Annotated in this window: 21 protein-coding genes; 7 read left to right on the plus strand and 14 right to left on the minus strand. The window is 40.9% G+C overall.

Annotated elements, in window-relative coordinates:
• The first annotated feature begins 174 nt into the window (after positions 1-174).
• The 3 genes from leuB (at position 175) to leuD (ending at position 3379) form a co-directional block, all read left to right on the plus strand.
• Positions 175-1281 carry a 3-isopropylmalate dehydrogenase gene (gene leuB / locus AAHB15_RS06010; protein WP_335572988.1) on the plus strand — a complete coding sequence of 369 codons (1107 nt, stop codon included), beginning with the start codon at positions 175-177 and terminating at the stop codon, positions 1279-1281.
• Between the two features lie 93 nt (positions 1282-1374).
• Positions 1375-2793 (plus strand): 3-isopropylmalate dehydratase large subunit, encoded by a 1419-nt coding sequence (gene leuC / locus AAHB15_RS06015; RefSeq protein ID WP_335572989.1) that lies wholly within the window; start codon positions 1375-1377, stop codon positions 2791-2793.
• A gap of 1 nt (position 2794) precedes the next feature.
• Complete coding sequence (leuD, locus tag AAHB15_RS06020; protein ID WP_098527362.1) at positions 2795-3379, plus strand: 3-isopropylmalate dehydratase small subunit; 585 nt, start codon at positions 2795-2797, stop codon at positions 3377-3379.
• A gap of 39 nt (positions 3380-3418) precedes the next feature.
• Here leuD and AAHB15_RS06025 read toward each other — a convergent pair whose 3' ends face one another.
• The gene (locus AAHB15_RS06025; RefSeq protein ID WP_144563301.1) at positions 3419-3733 is read right to left on the minus strand and encodes a DUF3892 domain-containing protein; all 315 of its coding nucleotides are present in this window, start codon (positions 3731-3733) and stop codon (positions 3419-3421) included.
• A gap of 154 nt (positions 3734-3887) precedes the next feature.
• Here AAHB15_RS06025 and AAHB15_RS06030 point away from each other — a divergent pair, with 154 nt between their 5' ends.
• Together AAHB15_RS06030 and AAHB15_RS06035 are read left to right on the plus strand one after the other, a co-directional pair.
• Positions 3888-4466 (plus strand): RDD family protein, encoded by a 579-nt coding sequence (locus AAHB15_RS06030; RefSeq protein WP_342041992.1) that lies wholly within the window; start codon positions 3888-3890, stop codon positions 4464-4466.
• Between the two features lie 134 nt (positions 4467-4600).
• On the plus strand, positions 4601-6157 hold the full coding sequence (locus AAHB15_RS06035) for a glycosyl hydrolase family 28-related protein (RefSeq protein WP_335572991.1): 1557 nt from the start codon (positions 4601-4603) through the stop codon (positions 6155-6157).
• A gap of 185 nt (positions 6158-6342) precedes the next feature.
• On the opposite strand, the gene AAHB15_RS06040 is transcribed toward AAHB15_RS06035, so the two are convergent.
• A complete protein-coding gene (locus AAHB15_RS06040) occupies positions 6343-6933 on the minus strand; it encodes a DUF1836 domain-containing protein (RefSeq protein ID WP_342041993.1) in 591 nt (196 codons plus the stop codon).
• Between the two features lie 131 nt (positions 6934-7064).
• On the opposite strand from AAHB15_RS06040, the gene trhA reads away from it, so the two are divergent.
• Both trhA and AAHB15_RS06050 read left to right on the plus strand, forming a co-directional pair.
• The gene (gene trhA, locus AAHB15_RS06045; protein ID WP_342041994.1) at positions 7065-7712 is read left to right on the plus strand and encodes a PAQR family membrane homeostasis protein TrhA; all 648 of its coding nucleotides are present in this window, start codon (positions 7065-7067) and stop codon (positions 7710-7712) included.
• Positions 7713-7925: 213 nt separating this feature from the next.
• Entirely contained in the window at positions 7926-8747 is an 822-nt protein-coding gene (locus AAHB15_RS06050) for a YitT family protein (RefSeq protein ID WP_176541032.1), read from the plus strand.
• A gap of 57 nt (positions 8748-8804) precedes the next feature.
• Here AAHB15_RS06050 and AAHB15_RS06055 read toward each other — a convergent pair whose 3' ends face one another.
• From AAHB15_RS06055 to AAHB15_RS06110, 12 genes are all read right to left on the minus strand, one after another.
• On the minus strand, positions 8805-9176 hold the full coding sequence (locus AAHB15_RS06055; protein ID WP_335572994.1) for a DUF488 domain-containing protein: 372 nt from the start codon (positions 9174-9176) through the stop codon (positions 8805-8807).
• Between the two features lie 87 nt (positions 9177-9263).
• Positions 9264-9497, minus strand: coding sequence for an excisionase family DNA-binding protein (locus tag AAHB15_RS06060; protein ID WP_098527370.1), 234 nt, complete (start codon positions 9495-9497; stop codon positions 9264-9266).
• Between the two features lie 239 nt (positions 9498-9736).
• Positions 9737-10924 carry an amidohydrolase gene (locus AAHB15_RS06065; RefSeq protein WP_342041995.1) on the minus strand — a complete coding sequence of 396 codons (1188 nt, stop codon included), beginning with the start codon at positions 10922-10924 and terminating at the stop codon, positions 9737-9739.
• Between the two features lie 54 nt (positions 10925-10978).
• On the minus strand, positions 10979-11194 hold the full coding sequence (locus AAHB15_RS06070; protein WP_342041996.1) for a hypothetical protein: 216 nt from the start codon (positions 11192-11194) through the stop codon (positions 10979-10981).
• A 311-nt stretch (positions 11195-11505) separates the two neighbouring features.
• Positions 11506-12441: a dipeptidase gene (locus AAHB15_RS06075; protein ID WP_335572997.1), complete on the minus strand. Its 936-nt coding sequence runs from the start codon at positions 12439-12441 to the stop codon at positions 11506-11508.
• A gap of 84 nt (positions 12442-12525) precedes the next feature.
• A complete protein-coding gene (locus AAHB15_RS06080) occupies positions 12526-12981 on the minus strand; it encodes an SRPBCC family protein (protein ID WP_335572998.1) in 456 nt (151 codons plus the stop codon).
• A gap of 75 nt (positions 12982-13056) precedes the next feature.
• Positions 13057-13914 carry an urease accessory protein UreD gene (locus AAHB15_RS06085; RefSeq protein WP_342041997.1) on the minus strand — a complete coding sequence of 286 codons (858 nt, stop codon included), beginning with the start codon at positions 13912-13914 and terminating at the stop codon, positions 13057-13059.
• The gene (gene ureG, locus AAHB15_RS06090; RefSeq protein WP_335573000.1) at positions 13875-14486 is read right to left on the minus strand and encodes an urease accessory protein UreG; all 612 of its coding nucleotides are present in this window, start codon (positions 14484-14486) and stop codon (positions 13875-13877) included. The genes AAHB15_RS06085 and ureG overlap by 40 nt, the downstream gene beginning before the upstream one ends.
• A gap of 25 nt (positions 14487-14511) precedes the next feature.
• Positions 14512-15198 (minus strand): urease accessory protein UreF, encoded by a 687-nt coding sequence (locus AAHB15_RS06095; RefSeq protein WP_335573001.1) that lies wholly within the window; start codon positions 15196-15198, stop codon positions 14512-14514.
• Positions 15191-15637 carry an urease accessory protein UreE gene (gene ureE, locus AAHB15_RS06100; protein WP_335573002.1) on the minus strand — a complete coding sequence of 149 codons (447 nt, stop codon included), beginning with the start codon at positions 15635-15637 and terminating at the stop codon, positions 15191-15193. Before ureE ends, AAHB15_RS06095 begins: the two co-directional genes overlap by 8 nt.
• Before the next feature lie 26 nt (positions 15638-15663).
• Positions 15664-17376 carry an urease subunit alpha gene (gene ureC, locus AAHB15_RS06105; RefSeq protein WP_342041998.1) on the minus strand — a complete coding sequence of 571 codons (1713 nt, stop codon included), beginning with the start codon at positions 17374-17376 and terminating at the stop codon, positions 15664-15666.
• Positions 17366-17701, minus strand: a complete 336-nt coding sequence (locus tag AAHB15_RS06110; protein WP_098527380.1) for an urease subunit beta — start codon at positions 17699-17701, stop codon at positions 17366-17368. The genes ureC and AAHB15_RS06110 overlap by 11 nt, the downstream gene beginning before the upstream one ends.
• Between the last annotated feature and the right edge of the window lie 151 nt (positions 17702-17852).

Here is a 17852-nt window from a genome sequence, read left to right on the forward strand (position 1 = left end):
GTTGACTTATCGTAGGGCGGAGCGCGAAGGACACTAGCCGCTAGGGCGCTGGAGCTGGACAATTTTCAAAGTCGATTTTATACTTTCTTAATCTTTAAAAAAGTACTTACTTAAAAATAAAGGCGTCCCCATAGGCGCTAATCGTAAAACATAAAAATGAGGAGGTTGCTTCTAGTGAAAAAACATATTGTCTTACTTCCCGGTGATGGGATTGGCAAGGAAGTTATTAATTCCGCAAAAGATGTCTTACAAGCAATTGCAGAGGAATTTAATCATAGTTTTAGCTTTGAAACCCATGAAATCGGAGGAGCAGCCATTGATCAGTACGGCACTCCCCTTCCGGATTCAACAGTCGATGCTTGTAAAAAAGCAGATGCTGTCTTACTAGGTGCTGTAGGCGGACCAAAATGGGATCAAAACCCTTCCCATCTTCGTCCAGAACGTGGCTTGCTTGGTATTCGGAAAGCGTTGGATTTATACGCAAATTTAAGGCCAATTAAGGGATTTAAGAATCTGCTCCATGCTTCCCCGCTTAAGGAAGAAGTCGTGGCAGGAAGCGACCTCCTCATTGTACGTGAATTAACGGGCGGGCTTTATTTCGGTACACCAAGCGAACGCCGTGATAATGGTAATGCTGTAGTCGACACACTTTCTTATACACGTAAGGAAATTGAAAGAATTGTCGATAAAGGCTTCCAAGCTGCCCAGCAGCGCTCGGGGCACCTTACTTCGGTTGATAAGGCCAATGTCCTTGAATCCAGCAAGATGTGGCGTGAAGTGGTTGAGGAGAAAAAAGCTCAATATCCTGATGTAGTAGTTGAGCATCTGTTAGTTGATGCTGCCGCAATGAAATTAATCACAAACCCAACTCAGTTTGATGTCATTGTGACAGAAAATCTTTTTGGCGATATTTTAAGTGATGAAGCTTCTGTTTTAACTGGCTCGATTGGTATGCTCCCTTCTGCAAGCTTGCGTGAAGACGGTGTTGGTCTGTACGAACCAGTTCATGGTTCCGCACCTGACATCGCCGGCAAAGGAATTGCCAATCCAGCTGCGATGATTTTATCAGCTGCCATGATGTTAAGATATTCATTTGATTTAAATAATGAAGCCAAAGTGATTGAAGATGCCGTACAGTCGGTTCTCGATTCTGGATTCCATACAGGGGACCTTCAAATTGCAGAAGGACGCCAAGTAGGAACAACAGAGATGACAAAATTGATTGTTGATTATATTAAATCGCAGCATGCATCCAAATGCATCGCCAGCTGTTATTATTAATTCATTTGCAGGGTAAACCAGTTCATTAAATGGTTTACCCGCAATTTTTCTATCCATAAAAACTATAAATCTCTTATAGTGAGGAAGTGTACTATGAAAACACCAAAAACAATTATCCAAAAAATTTGGGAACAGCATGTTGTTCATCAAGAAGAAGGAAAACCAGATTTACTATATATTGATTTACATCTTGTTCATGAAGTAACCTCCCCTCAAGCGTTTGAAGGCTTGCGCATGAACGGGCGAAAAGTTCGCCGCCCTGACCTGACTTTTGCAACAATGGATCATAACGTGCCAACCCGCCAGAGGCTGACTATTAACGATCCTGTTTCGAAAAATCAAATTGATACCTTACAAAAAAATTGTCAGGAATTCGGAGTAACCCTTGCTGACATTCATCATCCAGATAACGGAATCGTCCATGTTATCGGGCCTGAGCTTGGTCTTACACAACCTGGTAAAACCATTGTTTGCGGCGACAGCCATACCTCTACACACGGTGCATTTGGTGCCCTGGCCTTTGGTATTGGTACAAGTGAAGTTGAACATGTTCTTGCCACTCAAACCCTTTGGCAAGCAAAACCAAAAACCCTTAATGTAAAGGTTAATGGAAAACTTGGGACAGGCGTTACTGCAAAAGATTTAATCCTTGCGATTATCGGTAAATTCGGTGTTCAGTTTGGTACTGGTTATGTCATTGAATATACTGGTGAAGCAATCAGAGCCCTTTCCATGGATGAGCGTATGACGGTCTGTAACATGTCCATTGAGGCTGGCGCTAGAGCAGGATTGATTACTCCCGATGAAACCACTTTTGAATACGTACGCGGCAGAAGACATGCTCCACAAGGGGAAGAGTTTGAGAAAGCTGTAGAAAAATGGCGTGCTCTTGCAACAGATGAAGGTGCAGTTTATGATGCTGTAGTTGAAATTGATGCAGCTGATGTTGAACCGCAAGTAACATGGGGAACGAACCCTGGCATGTGTATCCCGGTTACAGCAAACGTACCAAGCCCTGACGATAAGGAAAAGGCAAGCGAAAAGGACGAAATCAAGCGTGCCCTTGAATATATGGGGCTTGAAGCTGGACAGCCTCTTTCAAGTGTAGCGATCGATCATGTATTTATTGGTTCTTGTACGAACTCAAGATTGAGCGATTTACGTAAAGCCGCTGAAGTGATTCGCGGCCGCAAAGTAAATCCTGGTGTTAAAGCGATTGTTGTTCCAGGTTCATTTGGTATTAAACTTGCCGCTGAAAAAGAAGGCATTGATCAAGTGTTTATTAAAGCTGGATTTGAATGGCGTGAAGCGGGCTGCAGTATGTGCCTTGCAATGAATGATGATATTGTTCCACCAGGCGGACGCTGTGCTTCTACTTCAAACCGAAACTTTGAAGGACGCCAAGGAAATGGTGCCCGCACCCACCTTGTAAGTCCAGAAATGGCAGCCGCAGCAGCGGTAGCCGGTCATTTTGTGGATGTCCGTCAATTTACTGCTCAGGAGGTAATTTAATATGGAACCATTACGTGTGCACCAAGGCCTTGTTTATCCATTAAACCGTTCTAATATTGATACTGACCAAATTATCCCTAAGCAGTTTTTAAAACGGATAGAACGCAGTGGTTTCGGCCAATTTTTATTTTATAACTGGCGTTTTGATGACAACGGGAATCCTCGTCCTGATTTTTCATTGAATGAGCCGAAATATAAAGGCGCATCGATCATAGTTGCCGGCGAGAATTTTGGCTGTGGCTCTTCTCGTGAGCATGCCCCATGGGCAGTTCAGGATTTCGGCTTTAAAGTCATTATTGCTCCAAGCTATGCCGATATTTTTAAAAACAACTGTGTGAAAAATGGTATTCTCGCGATTGTAGCTAGTGAGGATCAGGTTCAGACAATTATTAAAAAGGCTGAGTCCACTGAATACACATTAACAGTTGACCTTGAGGAACAGAAAGTATACGACAATGAAGGTTTTGAACTTTCATTCGATATCGCTCCATACCCTAAGCAAATGCTGCTTAATGGCTGGGATGAAATTGGCGTCACTTTAACATACGAGGATAAAATTAATCAATATGAAGCTGCAAGCAAATAAAATGCGCTGGGCATTGCCCTAGCGCATTTTTTCTGCCTATTAAAATTCTGGCAGATGATCCAGATTGTTCTCCTTAATGCCGTCCGGTTCACTCCGGATGATGTCCCGGCCATATTTATGAAAAACATCTACATGGGCGAGTTTACCTGCCTTCGCTTCATTTAATGCGGTTAGATAATCTAATTCCCGCCCAGAACTGGTTCTGAACGCGATGATGTCGCCATCATCATTTTTTCTAACTGCAACAAACTCCTCTTTTCCGGAGCTATTCCCTTGATTCGCCTCAACTTGTGCCTGCTGTTCACCTTGCGCTTTATACTCTTCGTAGATTTTTTGATAATCCTTCTGTTCCATCACTTCCACCTCCGAACATTTGTTATTATTTTTCATTATCATTTCATTTATCCTTTTTGACAAAAATGTCAATAAATGTTCAAACTTATCCTAAACTAATAAAAATTTACAGTTAATTTCTCATGGTATAATTTACCTGGTTAGGGGCGATGATATGGAATTACCCAAAGAAAATGTTTGGTTTTACATCCGCAATCATAAACAACAAGGACCTGTTGGTTTTTTTGAATTAGGGAAACTATTTGAACAAGGCATCTTACCTGCTGAAACTTATATTTGGCACAAAGATATGGATGATTGGCAGATGGCAAATAGTCTATATCTGATTCCGGCAACCTCCATTAAGTATAAGCTCGCAGATTCAAAGGTAAATTTAGCTGCCACTTGGCAGGAACTAAAAAAGGATACTTATCCAAATAGAAGACCCTTTGTACGTTTTTTGGCTAGGTTATTTGATTTATCGTTATTTTCTCTTTTCCTTATCACATTTGTATCGATCTTTTTCCCGTCCTTTATTTTTAAGTCATCAAGGTTAATCATCTTTTTACTTAGCGTATTTCTCTATATTTCTGTAGAGACTTATATCCTCTCTATCTTTGGCAACACCTTAGGTAAGACCGTTCTAAACATTCGTTTATATAAAGTAAATGGAGAGCGAGTCGACATTTTAACAGCAATAAAACGGAGTATAGTTCTACTGTGGATTCCCGGTAATTCATCCAACTTTCCATGATATACCTTCTTTTGTCATTCCATCTTAACGAATAGACAAATGATTGGGATGGATTTATATTGGACCCGTTCTTTTTCACTTTAAAGCTTGACCAGTGTATACTACTTTTAATAAGCCTTTACGGAGTGAAGAAAATGCCAGATTTAGATAAAACCCATGATCCGCGTCAGAACAAATTGCTAATAGACCAAATAACTGGAAACAAACTACATATAAAAGAACTAATCCAAGAAACCGATTCCTTATTTCAGCAAGCACGTAACTTTTCAAACGTGCCAAAACCTCAAGAAAACAGATCATTTTCTATCCGGGAAAAACTTGAAGGCGGTATTTTTCGTCTTACTGCTGAACGATCTCGGCTATTAGAACCCACCCGAATTTTACTGGACCATGATGGAAATGTCGTTCCCGATTGGAAAGACAAGCTTGACGTGGAATACAAGCGATTACTTGCTAACATTAAGAAAGAAATAAATGTAGTGGATTATGGAGCAGTTGGGGACGGAAAAACAGATTGCACCTCTGCATTTAAAAAGGCATTTGGTAACGGACAAGTTAAAGTAATCGTTCCTCCTGGAATTTATGTCACGAAGGGGATTACACTGCCGTCTTGGTCATCGCTTATCGGCTCAGGTGCAGGCACGACCACGATTAAACTTCATGACAAAGCCCCAAAAGGTACAAGATTAATTACAAACGCTAATCATTGGAAAGGAAATCATCACCTTTTTGTCCAAGGCTTAAGTTTGGATTGGAACGTCGAAAGACTCGGTAATGTTCAAAAGACAAGTACATGGGGCAACCATTCAAGCTGTTTAACCTACGCAAATGTTACTTACGGCTGGGTGAAAGACGTGGAAGGAATGAATCCCGGACTTCATTGTTTTGATATTTCTTCAACATTATACAATTATGCCGGTGATGGATATCGGGCCCGCGGCGGCAGCAAATATGTCTGGCTTGATCATGTGACTGGCTACGGTTTTGGTGACGATGGAATTACCACACACCACAGCGATTATATTTTTATCTCTAATTCACATATGTGCGACCCAAGCGGTCGTGCTCATCAACAGGGCTTCTCAAATTCAAACGGAATCGAGATTGATGATGGTTCGCGGAATGTTTGTTTAGTGAATAATTCGAGTGCCCGATGCTTTGGCGGAATTGAAATAAAGGCCCACGAGAATTCTTCTGCGGCGTCCAACGTGATAATCATGGGACACATTTCTCTCAATGATAATCGTTCTTTTAACTTCCGCCATATAGGTCACCATAACCGGAACGATTCAGAATCGAGGAGTGCCCATAATATTATCGCTGCCAATCTGGCAGCGATTGCACCAGTATACTCTGATTTATATAAGGATTCAACACCACGGGGATTAGTCGTTTCCGCTTATAAAAATGTGGTCGTTAATCAATTTACAGTGGTTGGCAGCCCTGAGTATGACTTTAAAGGCAACCCGGTTATTGTGGTGCAATATCGAGCAAGAAATGTAATTTTGAACAGAGTGACAATCAAGGATTTTACAAATCGAGGGGCTTGTATAAAGGTTTACGGCGGCGATAATCATGCTGACTCTATTAAAATTCAAGATTGCTCTCCAGAAGAAATTGAGGTTGGGCCGGGTGTACAAGATGTTTGGATTGAAACAATGGCCCCTGCCCATGGACCCGCCGGAATTTAGGCCACATAAGAAAAGCGTAAGCGCCTTGAACAGCCCCGACAAGCATAAGACGCTCAGGGAAAGAAGGCGTTCTTTGCCTTCATTCCCTGAGCGTCTTATGACCTCGAGGGGCTAGGCGCTGGAGCTAGACAATTCTCAAAGTTAAAAACTTTTATATCTTCTTATCTCATGAAAAAAGCGTCAAATTATTTTTGACGCTTCCCTTCCTTCTCAACAACAATTTCGTCTACTAGTTTTTCAGCAGCTCTTCTGTATAAATTACTCATATGGACTAGAGTAGAAATCATCAGAACCTGCTCTAAATAAGCAGCATCATCCTGGTGGTCCTCAGAGATTTCCTCCTTTACTTGAGTTACTCTATCTCCAATATCTACTTTAAAATCAGCAACATTTTGGTTGGTTAGATGTAAGTAACTACTATAAAAAGAATCTAATTCCATTTTATCATTTATAATTTTTTTATTAATTCCGCTTAGGGTCACCTTAATATCATTGATCGATAGTGCCCCCTTTAGCTGGTAAATCAAGCTCATTAAAATTAGATGTTCTTTTGAATATTTTTTATTTTGTATCGGAAAAATCAATTTTCCCTTTGCATAGTTATTAATCATGGTTTTAGTAAGAATCTTATCTTCTTGATTCCGCTTTGACTCGTTGAATTTATTCTCAAATAATTGAATGACCTGGTCCATATATAAATCAATGTTTGGAATTTCATCCAGTGTTAAATTTATCTCAGGACCTATCGAATCTATGATATGTTTGATATTTTCCATTTTAAAAGACCCCACTAACTTAATCGATAATATTATTATACATAATTAGATAAAGATTGACTAGATTCTGTTTTATCGGTATCATTATAAGTAGTTATAAAAACTACTTGTTGTGTTAAGGAGGCAAATAAATGCATAATTATATTCGAGAACCTATTAATGGATTAACCCATTTAGCCGGTGCCGTTTTATCCTTTGTCGGTTTGCTCATGATGGTCATAAAAGCGTCCATGACCACCCCAACTCCGCTTGCGATCACCGCTGTCATTATTTTTGGTGTCAGTATGATCCTGCTCTACTCTGCTTCAGCGACATATCATATGGTCATTGCACGAGATAAAGTGATCGCCTTTTTACGTCGGCTCGATCATTCGATGATTTTTGTTCTGATTGCGGGAACGTATACGCCTTTTTGTTTTATTAGTCTGAACGGAAAAACTGGTGCCATTTTATTTTCAATTATCTCGGCGGTTGCGATTAGCGGCGTTGTTTTTAAAATGGTCTGGTTTTCTTGTCCGCGCTGGATTTCGACTGCTTTGTACATCTCAATGGGCTGGATGATTGTGTTTGTCTTCTCACCACTTACCGGAAGCTTAAACCCGATTGGACTGTTCTTACTTATCCTTGGAGGAATCTTCTATACGATCGGCGGAGTCATTTACGGGGCAAAACCGAAGTTCCTTGGAACTAAATATCTAGGCTTCCACGAGATTTTTCATATTTTTATTTTATTAGGAACCCTGTCACATTTCTTAACGGTATACTTATATGTAATTTAATTTTAGACGCCTCTAATCAAGGCGTTTTTATTTTGCAAAAATACATATTTTATACAAATTCGTTAACATTAAACTTTTTATATTGACTCAAACTAAGATAATGTTTTAATAACGTTTATCGCTTCTTATTACGTTTAGCCAATTTGGATGGAAATGACTTGGGGTCATGTGAACTTATAACAAATGGGTTAAAAAACAACTGAGGTGTTTAATTTGTTTCGATTAATATTTCAAATTATCGTCATTGGACTATGCTCGATTCTTTTCGGCTTTGCCTTTAATACCTTCCTAATCCCCCATAAACTGACGTCCGGTGGTGTAACGGGTATCTCCTTTTTAATTCAGCACTTTACCCATATTAATACGGGGTTGATTATTCTCGCGATTAATATTCCATTATTTTTCGTTGGGATCAAATATTTAGGAAAAAAATTTGTCTTGTTTACTGGATATGCGGTATTGGTTTTATCACTTAGTATGCGATTCATCCCGATTCGGGCCATTAGTCCGGATATTCTTCTCTCCTCGATTATTGGCGGTGCTCTCTATGGAATTGCTGTTGGACTCATTATCCGTCAAGGCGGGTCCACGGGTGGAACTGATATTATCAGTTTAACCCTTGCCAAAAAAAGGAACATTCAAGTTGGTTTTTTAAATACCATTATGAATCTTTTTGTGGTAGGTAGTTCTGGACTAATTTTCGGATGGAATATTACCCTTTATACAATAATTGCGATCTATGTGGCCGGCCGTGCTGTCGATATGGTTTATACCAATCAGAATAAATTGACGATTACGATTATAACCGATAAGTATCATGAACTAACGGACGCTTTATTTCAACTGCATGCGAGAGGGGTTACGATGACCGATGTCGAGGGGGCTTACACTCATAAGCAAAGGAAAATGTTAACGACTGTGATAACTAAATTTGAGCTTAATGAAACAAAGCATACGATAAAAAATGTTGACCCTCAGGCGTTTGTGAATATCATGCAAACGATGGAAGTAATGGGACGATTCCGGAAAAATTAAGAGCAGACGGCCATTAACGTTTCGGCCTTCTGCTTTTGTGTGGAGGATGATGTAGTTCTAGGATCCAGCTTCCTGTCTTTTAAGCTCCTCCATCAACACTTGAGCATGATTATAGATTGGTTCTTTTGCTCCATATAAAAGAGTCACCCTATCCTCCTCAGCCAGTTCAAGGATTTTATTGACTAAATCACCTTTCTCATTATCCGTCCGTAGCTCATCAAGATACTTTGTTCGAAACTCTTCAAAAAGTTCCGGTACATGACAAAACGACTTCCGCAGCTCATTACTTGGAGCTACCTCTTTAAACCAAAAAGATAATCTAGCTGCATCCTTTGAAATCCCGCGTGGCCACAGCCGGTCAACCAAAATCCTGCAGCCATCCATCTCATCATAAGGTTCATAAATTCTTTTAATAAAAACATTAGACAAAAAAAATCACCTCATTACGGGTAAATCTCCCCATTCGTCCACTCCACACAGACAATGTCCACGAATGGTGTCAGGCACCTAAAAGCCTTAGTCCTCATCTTTTATATCTATATCCTCTGGAATTGGTTCACTCTTCAATTCCTCCACTAATTTCTTATATTTCTCAAGCTGTTCAAAATGTGTTTTGAACTGATTCTTGAAGATCATTACTACGCCATCTTCGTCATGCAAAACTCGTATTTTACCTTGTAAAATTAGTTTCTCTACATATGGTACAGACACCGATAAATACTTAGCCGTTTCCTCTAATGTTAAATACACTTTTTCGTCACTCCTACTACTAACTTTGTAAAGCCTACTATATCCTATTTTAGCATGAGTTACTTAATTTTCTACAATTCTTATTTCTGTTCAAGCACCAACAAACTCATCCGTAGTGGTTGAACATAGTTAAATGAATGAATGAGAAAAAAGGACAACATACAGTTAAGAACCCCTGCATGTAAATTTTATGACAGAGGTTTTTGTTTATTGTTATCAAATGAATATTTTCAAAAGTGTTAGTCTATTTTGTAATAACCACAAACAACTTGACCGACTGCTTTTGCGGCTACTAATAGGGCATCTTCATCAATATCAAATTTCGGATGGTGATTAAAGTATGGTTTTTCTACCCCTTTTGGTGTGCAGCAAATGTAGAAGAAGCACGCTGGAAATTTTTTCGCATAGTGTGCAAAGTCTTCTGATGGGGACATCTTAGGGAATTCCCTTATTTCCTTAATTTCTTTATCATTTGCATTTTTCAAAAATCCAGCAACCATCTCTGTCACTTCTGGATCGTTATATAATGGTGGATAATCTGGTGTATAAGTAAGTTCACATGCTACATCAAATTCTTGTTCAATCCCCTTAGCGATGCGGCGAATTTCTTGTTCAATTAATTCGCGAGTTTCATCTGTCATGGCACGGACATCACCTTCGAGCACTACACTATCCTTAATAACATTGAATGTTCCTTTTCCGTCAAATGAACCAATCGTAATAACCCCCATATCGAATGGGTTTAAACGGCGGCTGACAACCGTTTGAATAGCTGTTACGAAATGGGAAGCAGCTACAATGGCATCATTTGCTAAGTGAGGAGAAGAACCATGTCCCCCTGTACCTTGAACTTTCAACTTAAAGTAGGCACGTCCTGGAAATACGTAGCCGCTGTTATAGCCGACAACGCCTGCTGGTCCGAGCGGTAGTAAATGAATCCCGAAAATATGATCTAAATCATCCAGTAAACCTGATTTAATCATCCCTATTGCACCTCCAGGCGGTACCTCCTCAGCAGGTTGATGAATAATTTTAATCTTGCCAGGGATTTCATCCTTGAGTTGAATTAAGCAGTCAGCAAGAATCATCAGATAAGCGGTATGTCCATCATGAGCGCAAGCATGCATGACACCTGGTTTTTTTGATTTAAACGGTACATCTGTTTCTTCAAAAATTGGCAGCGCATCAAAATCAGCACGCAGCCCAATTGTTTTTCCAGGTTTTCCACCTATAATGGTCAGGATAAGGCCATGTCCGCCGCCAACATTGGTTTGTACTTCGACATCTTTACCTTTATAAAACTCTTCAATAAATTTACTTGTATTTTCTTCTTCAAATGAAAGTTCAGGATTTTCATGAAGATATCGACGAATTTCAATCATTTCTTTTTTACGCTCTTCTAACATTTTCATCAATTTGTCTTTCATCTTCTTTTTCCCTCCATTACATTCTTACTCATTTTAGTACGACTAATGGAAACATTAACCGGCCTTTTTGTTGAGTATATTTTCTTTATGTTCTTTTCCTGCATTCTTGGGAACCATTAGCACGATAGAGAATATAGAAAGGATACCAAAAATGACATTGACAATAACTCCTCCTGCTGCAGCAGCTTCTATACTAGCAGCATTTGCAATGGCACCATAAACTGCTGCAGAAATGGCAACACCGAATGCTCCTCCAAGTGAGCTTGCCATTTTGTAAACCCCTGCAGCCTCCTAAACTCCATGTTTTGTAAGTGCAATTGAAAGCCCTCTACGTTTTCCATTCCTTGCCATCTCTTCGTCTGGTCTGTTTTGAACCTGTGTCAAATATTATATTTAAATAACGACATTTATAAAAACTGCTTGAGATGTATTATGTTTACTATATCCTTCGTTTATTTTAAAGAAACAGCCCTTTCCCAAAAAATAGATCGGCAGTTGGGTTAAAAAAGAACAAAAAAGCTTCAAACCCTTCTCTCTCAAGGGTTTGAAGCTCTTAAAATGATGACCTGTTTTAATCCAAATTAACGCCCAATTCCCGGACGGTGATTAAGAAAGTTTTCGCAGGCAAAGCCTCTTACCTCTTCCTCTTTAAAATGCTTCAACAATTCATTAATCAGATTTTGACTCTTAGAGGCATCTTCCAAATTCTTGACAAAGGCAGTAATACCATCAAAATCAGAACCCAAGCCAATTTGCTTCACGCCGCCTAGGGAACAAAAATGATCAATGTGTTTGACCAAATCTGAAATAGTCACTACTCCACTTTCCTTAATAAACGGAGGATTATAAACCACATGGACCAATCCGCCTCGCGTAAACATAGCCTTCGCCTGTTCGTCCGTTAAATTCCGAGGATGGTTACAAAGAGCGCGGGCATTGGAATGGCTAGCAATCGGATACCTTGCTAATTCAATCACATCCCAAATTCCTTTGTCACTCAGATGAGATACATCCGTAAGAATTTGATGTTGATTATTAAACTCAACAATCTCCTTGCCAAACAGAGTCAGCCCTCCTCCGCGCGGTTCCCCGGCACCATCTGCAGCAAGATTTGCTTGGTTCCAAGTCAATCCCACCGACCGAACTCCTAACTGGTAGAGAATATGAAGCTTAGCCAAATCATTTCCGATGGCATCTACACCCTCAAGTGTTAACATCGCTCCTATCTGCCCAAGCTTCAAACGGTCAAAGTCCGACCACTCTTTGATATGGACCATATCTGGATTACGGCCGAGAACTTCCTTATAAAAATAATCAATTTGCTCAAGAGCGACCTGAAACTTCTGATCGCCTTTAATATCCGGCTCAATAAAGATGGCAAAGCATTGGACTTTGACCTGGCCGGCTTGTAACCGTTTTTTATTGGTATTGAGTTCCTTTGCATCAGCAAATCGTAAGGAGCCCTTTGCTTCTTGGAGTTTCATCAAGGCATCGCAATGCAGATCAATAATATTCATATTTTCCAAACTCCTTTTTATGAAGATTTTACCATAACAAAAAAAGGTCAGATATAAAAATATCTAACCCGATTAATAGCGGCTTTAGTTTTCCTCCGCCATCTTTTTCACTTTCGGCAGAACCTTATCCCAAATTTCAGCGCTGGCATCTCGATAGATTTGACCATCTGCCATCGCCGAAAAATCACCTTGGAGAATATGAAGGGTCGTCTTGCCTTCCACTTCATCTAATTGAAAGGTAATTCCATCTTGCTCAGTAACCTTTGGTCTTTCTGCCATTCGAACATCAAAGACAGTAAAACGGAGAAGTTTGTTTCGCAGGGCAGCGGTTACATTCCCTTCAACAATTACAGTTCCGTCCTGGCCTTTCCAATAGACTGGACTTCCTAACTCCCAAGTTGACTCTAGATGAAACTCTGGCCCACCGCTTGAAAACTCGACTGCCCACTGACGATTTAATTCACTAATTGTTAAGACATCCCAAACCTTTGATGCAGGTGCATTAATTTCAATTGTCTTGTCCACAAATAATTTAGTCATCTGGCCCTCCAAAACTGGTAAAGTATTATTTCTATTATAAAGGAAAAATCGGCGGTGGTCCAAACCACCTGCCGATTAATATTTTCTTAGAAAAACAGGATCTGTTTTCAATATGTTCCGTCGGATGGTTTCATGACAGATGGATTGGACCTTTTCAATCCCCTGTGTCGAATTTGCTAAAACTCTCACCGCAAAACCCGGAACGCCCAGCATCGATATTCCGATTCTAGCATCCAGGTACTCATCAAACCTTTCTTGCAGTTCCTCAACCGCAGCTGAATTAATCCGATGATCAATAACGATCAAAGACCCAAAATGAGTATAACCCTCCATCATGCCAACCCCGTCAATATCTTTGTCGGGTTGTAATTTAACATGATCAAAAAGTATCAATCGATCCCCCATGTAAATTTCCATTTTTGACTGGAGGAAGTCATATTGAAAAAGAGTTCCATCAGGAGCCCAGCCCGGGGTAAAAATGTCCGAGCAAAGGAACGAAGCATCTACCTCCATCTTCACCACCATCGTCTGCTTAAAACGAGCGTTCTGATAGGCGATGACAGGGTCTGGCAAATACTCTAAAACACTTCCATTTTTTAAATAGATATTCGTCTCTTGAAAAGCCGGTCGATTTCGTGTTTTATAAATTTTAGTAGAGGATTGGGTTGTCACAACCGCGCTTGCTGCTTCTTCCACCCCAATATTGATTTTATAAGTATCCCCGTCAACGTAGCCTCCACCGGGATTCATGATATAAAAATAGGCCTCGCCGCTTGTGGTAAGGTAAACGGGTCTAGTGATTTTAAAAGCCCCCTCGGAATACGAGTCCTTTAAAATGGTGCGATTCCCTTTTTTGGAAGCTATCAGGCTTAGGTATCCAGTCCACATTTCACCTAGCCCAATCCTACTAACAACGTATTCCTTTTTATCCAATCAATTACCTGGTCAAGGCCTGTATCAGTTTTTAAATTCGTAAAAATGTATGGTTTGGTGCCTCTAGCTGCCTTCGTATCTGATTCCATGACCTCCAAACTCGCCCCCACATACGGTGCCAAATCAATCTTGTTGATAATAAACAGATCTGATTTAATCATCCCTTGGCCGCCTTTACGCGGGATTTTTTCCCCCTGGGCAACATCAATTATGTAAATAGAGAAATCGACCAGTTCCGGACTAAAGGTAGCAGCCAGGTTATCCCCTCCGCTCTCGACAAAAATAATCGAAAGGTCAGGATGTTTTTCCTTTAATTCATCAATCGCAGCAAAATTCATCGATGCATCTTCCCGTATCGCGGTATGCGGACAGCCTCCTGTTTCCACGCCAATTATTCGGTCTCCTGGCAGCACACTATTTTTAATTAAAAATTGGGCATCTTCCTTTGTGTAAATATCATTCGTTACGACAGCCATTTTAAATTCTTCATTTAGATGTCTCGTTAATCGCTCGACCAGCATGGTTTTTCCTGCTCCAACCGGCCCGCCAATTCCTATTCGAATGGGCTCCATCTTCTCCCCTTCTTTCTTTTATTTTTTAGGACATAAATAACCGTACATGCAGCCTCTCATGACGCATTTGGGCAATTTCAATTCCAGGGGCAACTGCACCAAAATCATCATGATCCATTTTGTCTATTTGTTTTACCGTGTCTACAAGATAAGGCTGAAGCTCTAATAGAACTTGTTGACCCGCTGTTTGACCAAGCGGAATACCGCGTACCGCATTTTGAACTAGTGTGCCGACTGTGGAATATAGAAAGGTCAACATAATTTGATATTGGTCTATTTTTAAAAATTGACTAATAATCGCAAATACAATAGCAGGATGTCCATAGGCTTCACCTTGCTTTATTTTCATCTGATAATCTTCTAATACTGGAATTGAATATAAATCCCTGCCCATTTTAATCAGCCTTTCGCCAATTCTCCTATTAGCTTGGCTGGTTTCTTTAGGAATATTTTGTATATAAAGCTTTCGGTCGAGGGCCCAAACCTCCTCAATTTGATTCTGTCTTAAAGCATCAATAGCCAACCGGCAGGCGAGCCCATCAGTTGCAGCAAGTTGTTTTTCTAAAAACATTCTAATCCAACTAAAGCATGTTTCTTTATCATGAATCATGCCTTCCTGTATATAGGTTTCCAGACCAAATGAATGGGAAAAGGCTCCTGAAGGAAAGTTCGAATCGCCAAATTGCAGCAAAGTTAATAGCTGGTTATCCATGATGATGACCGATATGACGGAAAGCCCTTTTTACTTTTCTTATTTGCCTTGAATACGGCACATCTAATTGTTCTAGGAGCTCCTGAACAAGGTAATCAAATTGGACGAGCATATCTTCACCTTCAAATTGAGCTGGCAGATGGCGGTTCCCGAGCTGATGGGCAATCTCCCCCATTTGCTTTATATTCGCAGGCTGAATCACCAGCAGGTCATCATTCATCACACTTATGACGATCATATTGTGTTCATCCATATATAATATATCGCCATCTATAAGATCTTTAGGCTCCTTTAAGCGAATCCCCACCTCTTTCCCATGGTCGGTAGTCACCCGCTGGATGCGCTTCACCAAATCATCGCTTGATAAATAGACCTTTTCAATATGCCTGCCAGAGGATGGGATATCCTCAACATTCCCAACGATTTGTTCAATAATCATTTTTATCCCCCTTTACTGATCCTCTTTTAAAATAAAAAGTAGCGCTGTGCCATCGGTAGAATCTCAGCCGGATCACAGGTCACAAGTTCCCCGTCCACCATGACTTCATAGGTTTGTGGATCCACATCTATTTTGGGCATTTCACTATTTAGCTTCATATCTGTCTTGCTTAAGTGACGAATTCCCTGGACCGGTTTGATGAGCTTTTTTAATCCGAGCTGCTCTGGAACACCAAGACTAATCGCTGCTTTTGACATAAAGGTAATCGAAGTAGAATATTTTGCTTTTCCATAGGAAGCGAACATAGGGCGGTATAATACAGGCTGCGGAGTGGGAATCGAAGCATTTGGATCGCCCATCAAACTGTGGGCAATCATACCGCCTTTTAGTACCAGTTCAGGCTTGACACCAAAAAATGCCGGATCCCAGATGACGAGGTCAGCCAGTTTTCCTGCCTCAATAGAACCAACCTCCTCCGCAATACCATGAGTAATCGCCGGATTAATCGTATACTTGGCAATGTAGCGTTTGACCCGAAAATTGTCGCCCACACCGGTATCCTCTGGCATCTTTCCTCTTTGCTTTCTCATTTTATCCGCAGTTTGCCATGTACGGGTAATGACCTCTCCCACACGGCCCATCGCCTGTGAATCGGAACTAATCATGCTGAATACGCCCAAATCATGGAGAATATCTTCAGCCGCGATCGTTTCTTTGCGAATCCTTGAATCGGCAAAGGCAATATCCTCCGGTACCTCAGGGTCTAGGTGATGGCATACCATCAGCATATCAAGATGTTCATCTAAGGTATTTTTTGTATAGGGACGGGTTGGATTAGTAGAAGACGGAAGAATATAGGGATAGCTGGCAACCTTAATAATATCAGGGGCATGCCCGCCTCCTGCGCCTTCCGTATGATATGTATGGATGACCCGCCCATTGATCGCTGCCAAGGTATCTTCGACAAACCCTCCCTCATTTAAGGTATCGGTGTGGATCGCGACCTGGACATCATACTGGTCTGCAACCCTAAGGCAATGATCGATTGCCGATGCCGTTGTCCCCCAGTCTTCATGAAGCTTTAGGCCAATGACCCCAGCATTAATTTGTTCAATTAACGGTTCTGGTGCTGACGCATTTCCTTTTCCTAAAAACCCCAAGTTCATAGGGAATTCCTCTGCTGCTTCTAACATACGATGGATATTCCATTCACCTGGTGTACAGGTTGTGGCATTGGTTCCAGTCGCAGGACCAGTGCCGCCTCCAATCATGGTCGTAATCCCTGAGGATAGGGCGGTTTCGATTTGCTGCGGGCTAATAAAATGAATATGAGCATCAATGCCGCCGGCCGTGACGATCATTCCTTCGCCGGCAATGACCTCTGTTGAGGCCCCAATAATCATATCCACTTTTTCCATCAGGAGCGGATTACCGCTTTTACCTATATCAGCAATCCGTCCATCACGAATCCCGATGTCCGCTTTATAGATTCCGGTATAATCGACGATAATGGCATTGGTAATCACAGTATCGAGCGCTCCGTCTGCTTGGGTTGCGAGCGGATGCTGTCCCATCCCATCCCGAATCACTTTACCGCCGCCGAACTTCACTTCATCGCCGTAAACGGTAAAGTCCTTTTCTATTTCAATAAATAAATCAGTGTCAGCAAGGCGGATGGCATCCCCTGTTGTGGGACCAAACATATCCGCATATTGCTTTCTCGACATTCTAAAGCTCATGATGTCCCTCCTTTTTAGTTTCTAGAGGACCATTTGTTTGATTATTTAATCCATAAACTTCGCGGCGGCCCGCGAAGGGAACGAGCTCTACTTCTTTTGCGTCGCCAGGTTCAAACCTTACAGCTGTGCCTGCAGGGATATTTAAGTGTTTGCCAAATGTTTGATCGCGGTCAAATTGCAGTGCTGCGTTTACCTCATAAAAATGAAAATGTGACCCTATTTGGATCGGTCGGTCCCCAAGATTGAGCACCATGACCATTGAAGCAGGCCTTCCTTGATTACAAATAATTGGGTCCTTTCTTAAGCGGTATTCACCTGGAATCATACTTTTCACTCCGTAAAATTAGGCGTATTGTAAATTTTTTACACTATTTGTAGAATAGTTTGGTTGTTTCGTAGAAATAATTTAATTTTTGTAGAATTGATCCTAGAAAACGTAGAAAACTCCCTTAGTTTCGTAGAATAACTCACTAATT

It is taken from the genome of Bacillus sp. OTU2372 (genome assembly GCF_038440275.1).
Classification (GTDB): Bacteria; Bacillota; Bacilli; order Bacillales; family Cytobacillaceae; genus Neobacillus; species Neobacillus bataviensis_B.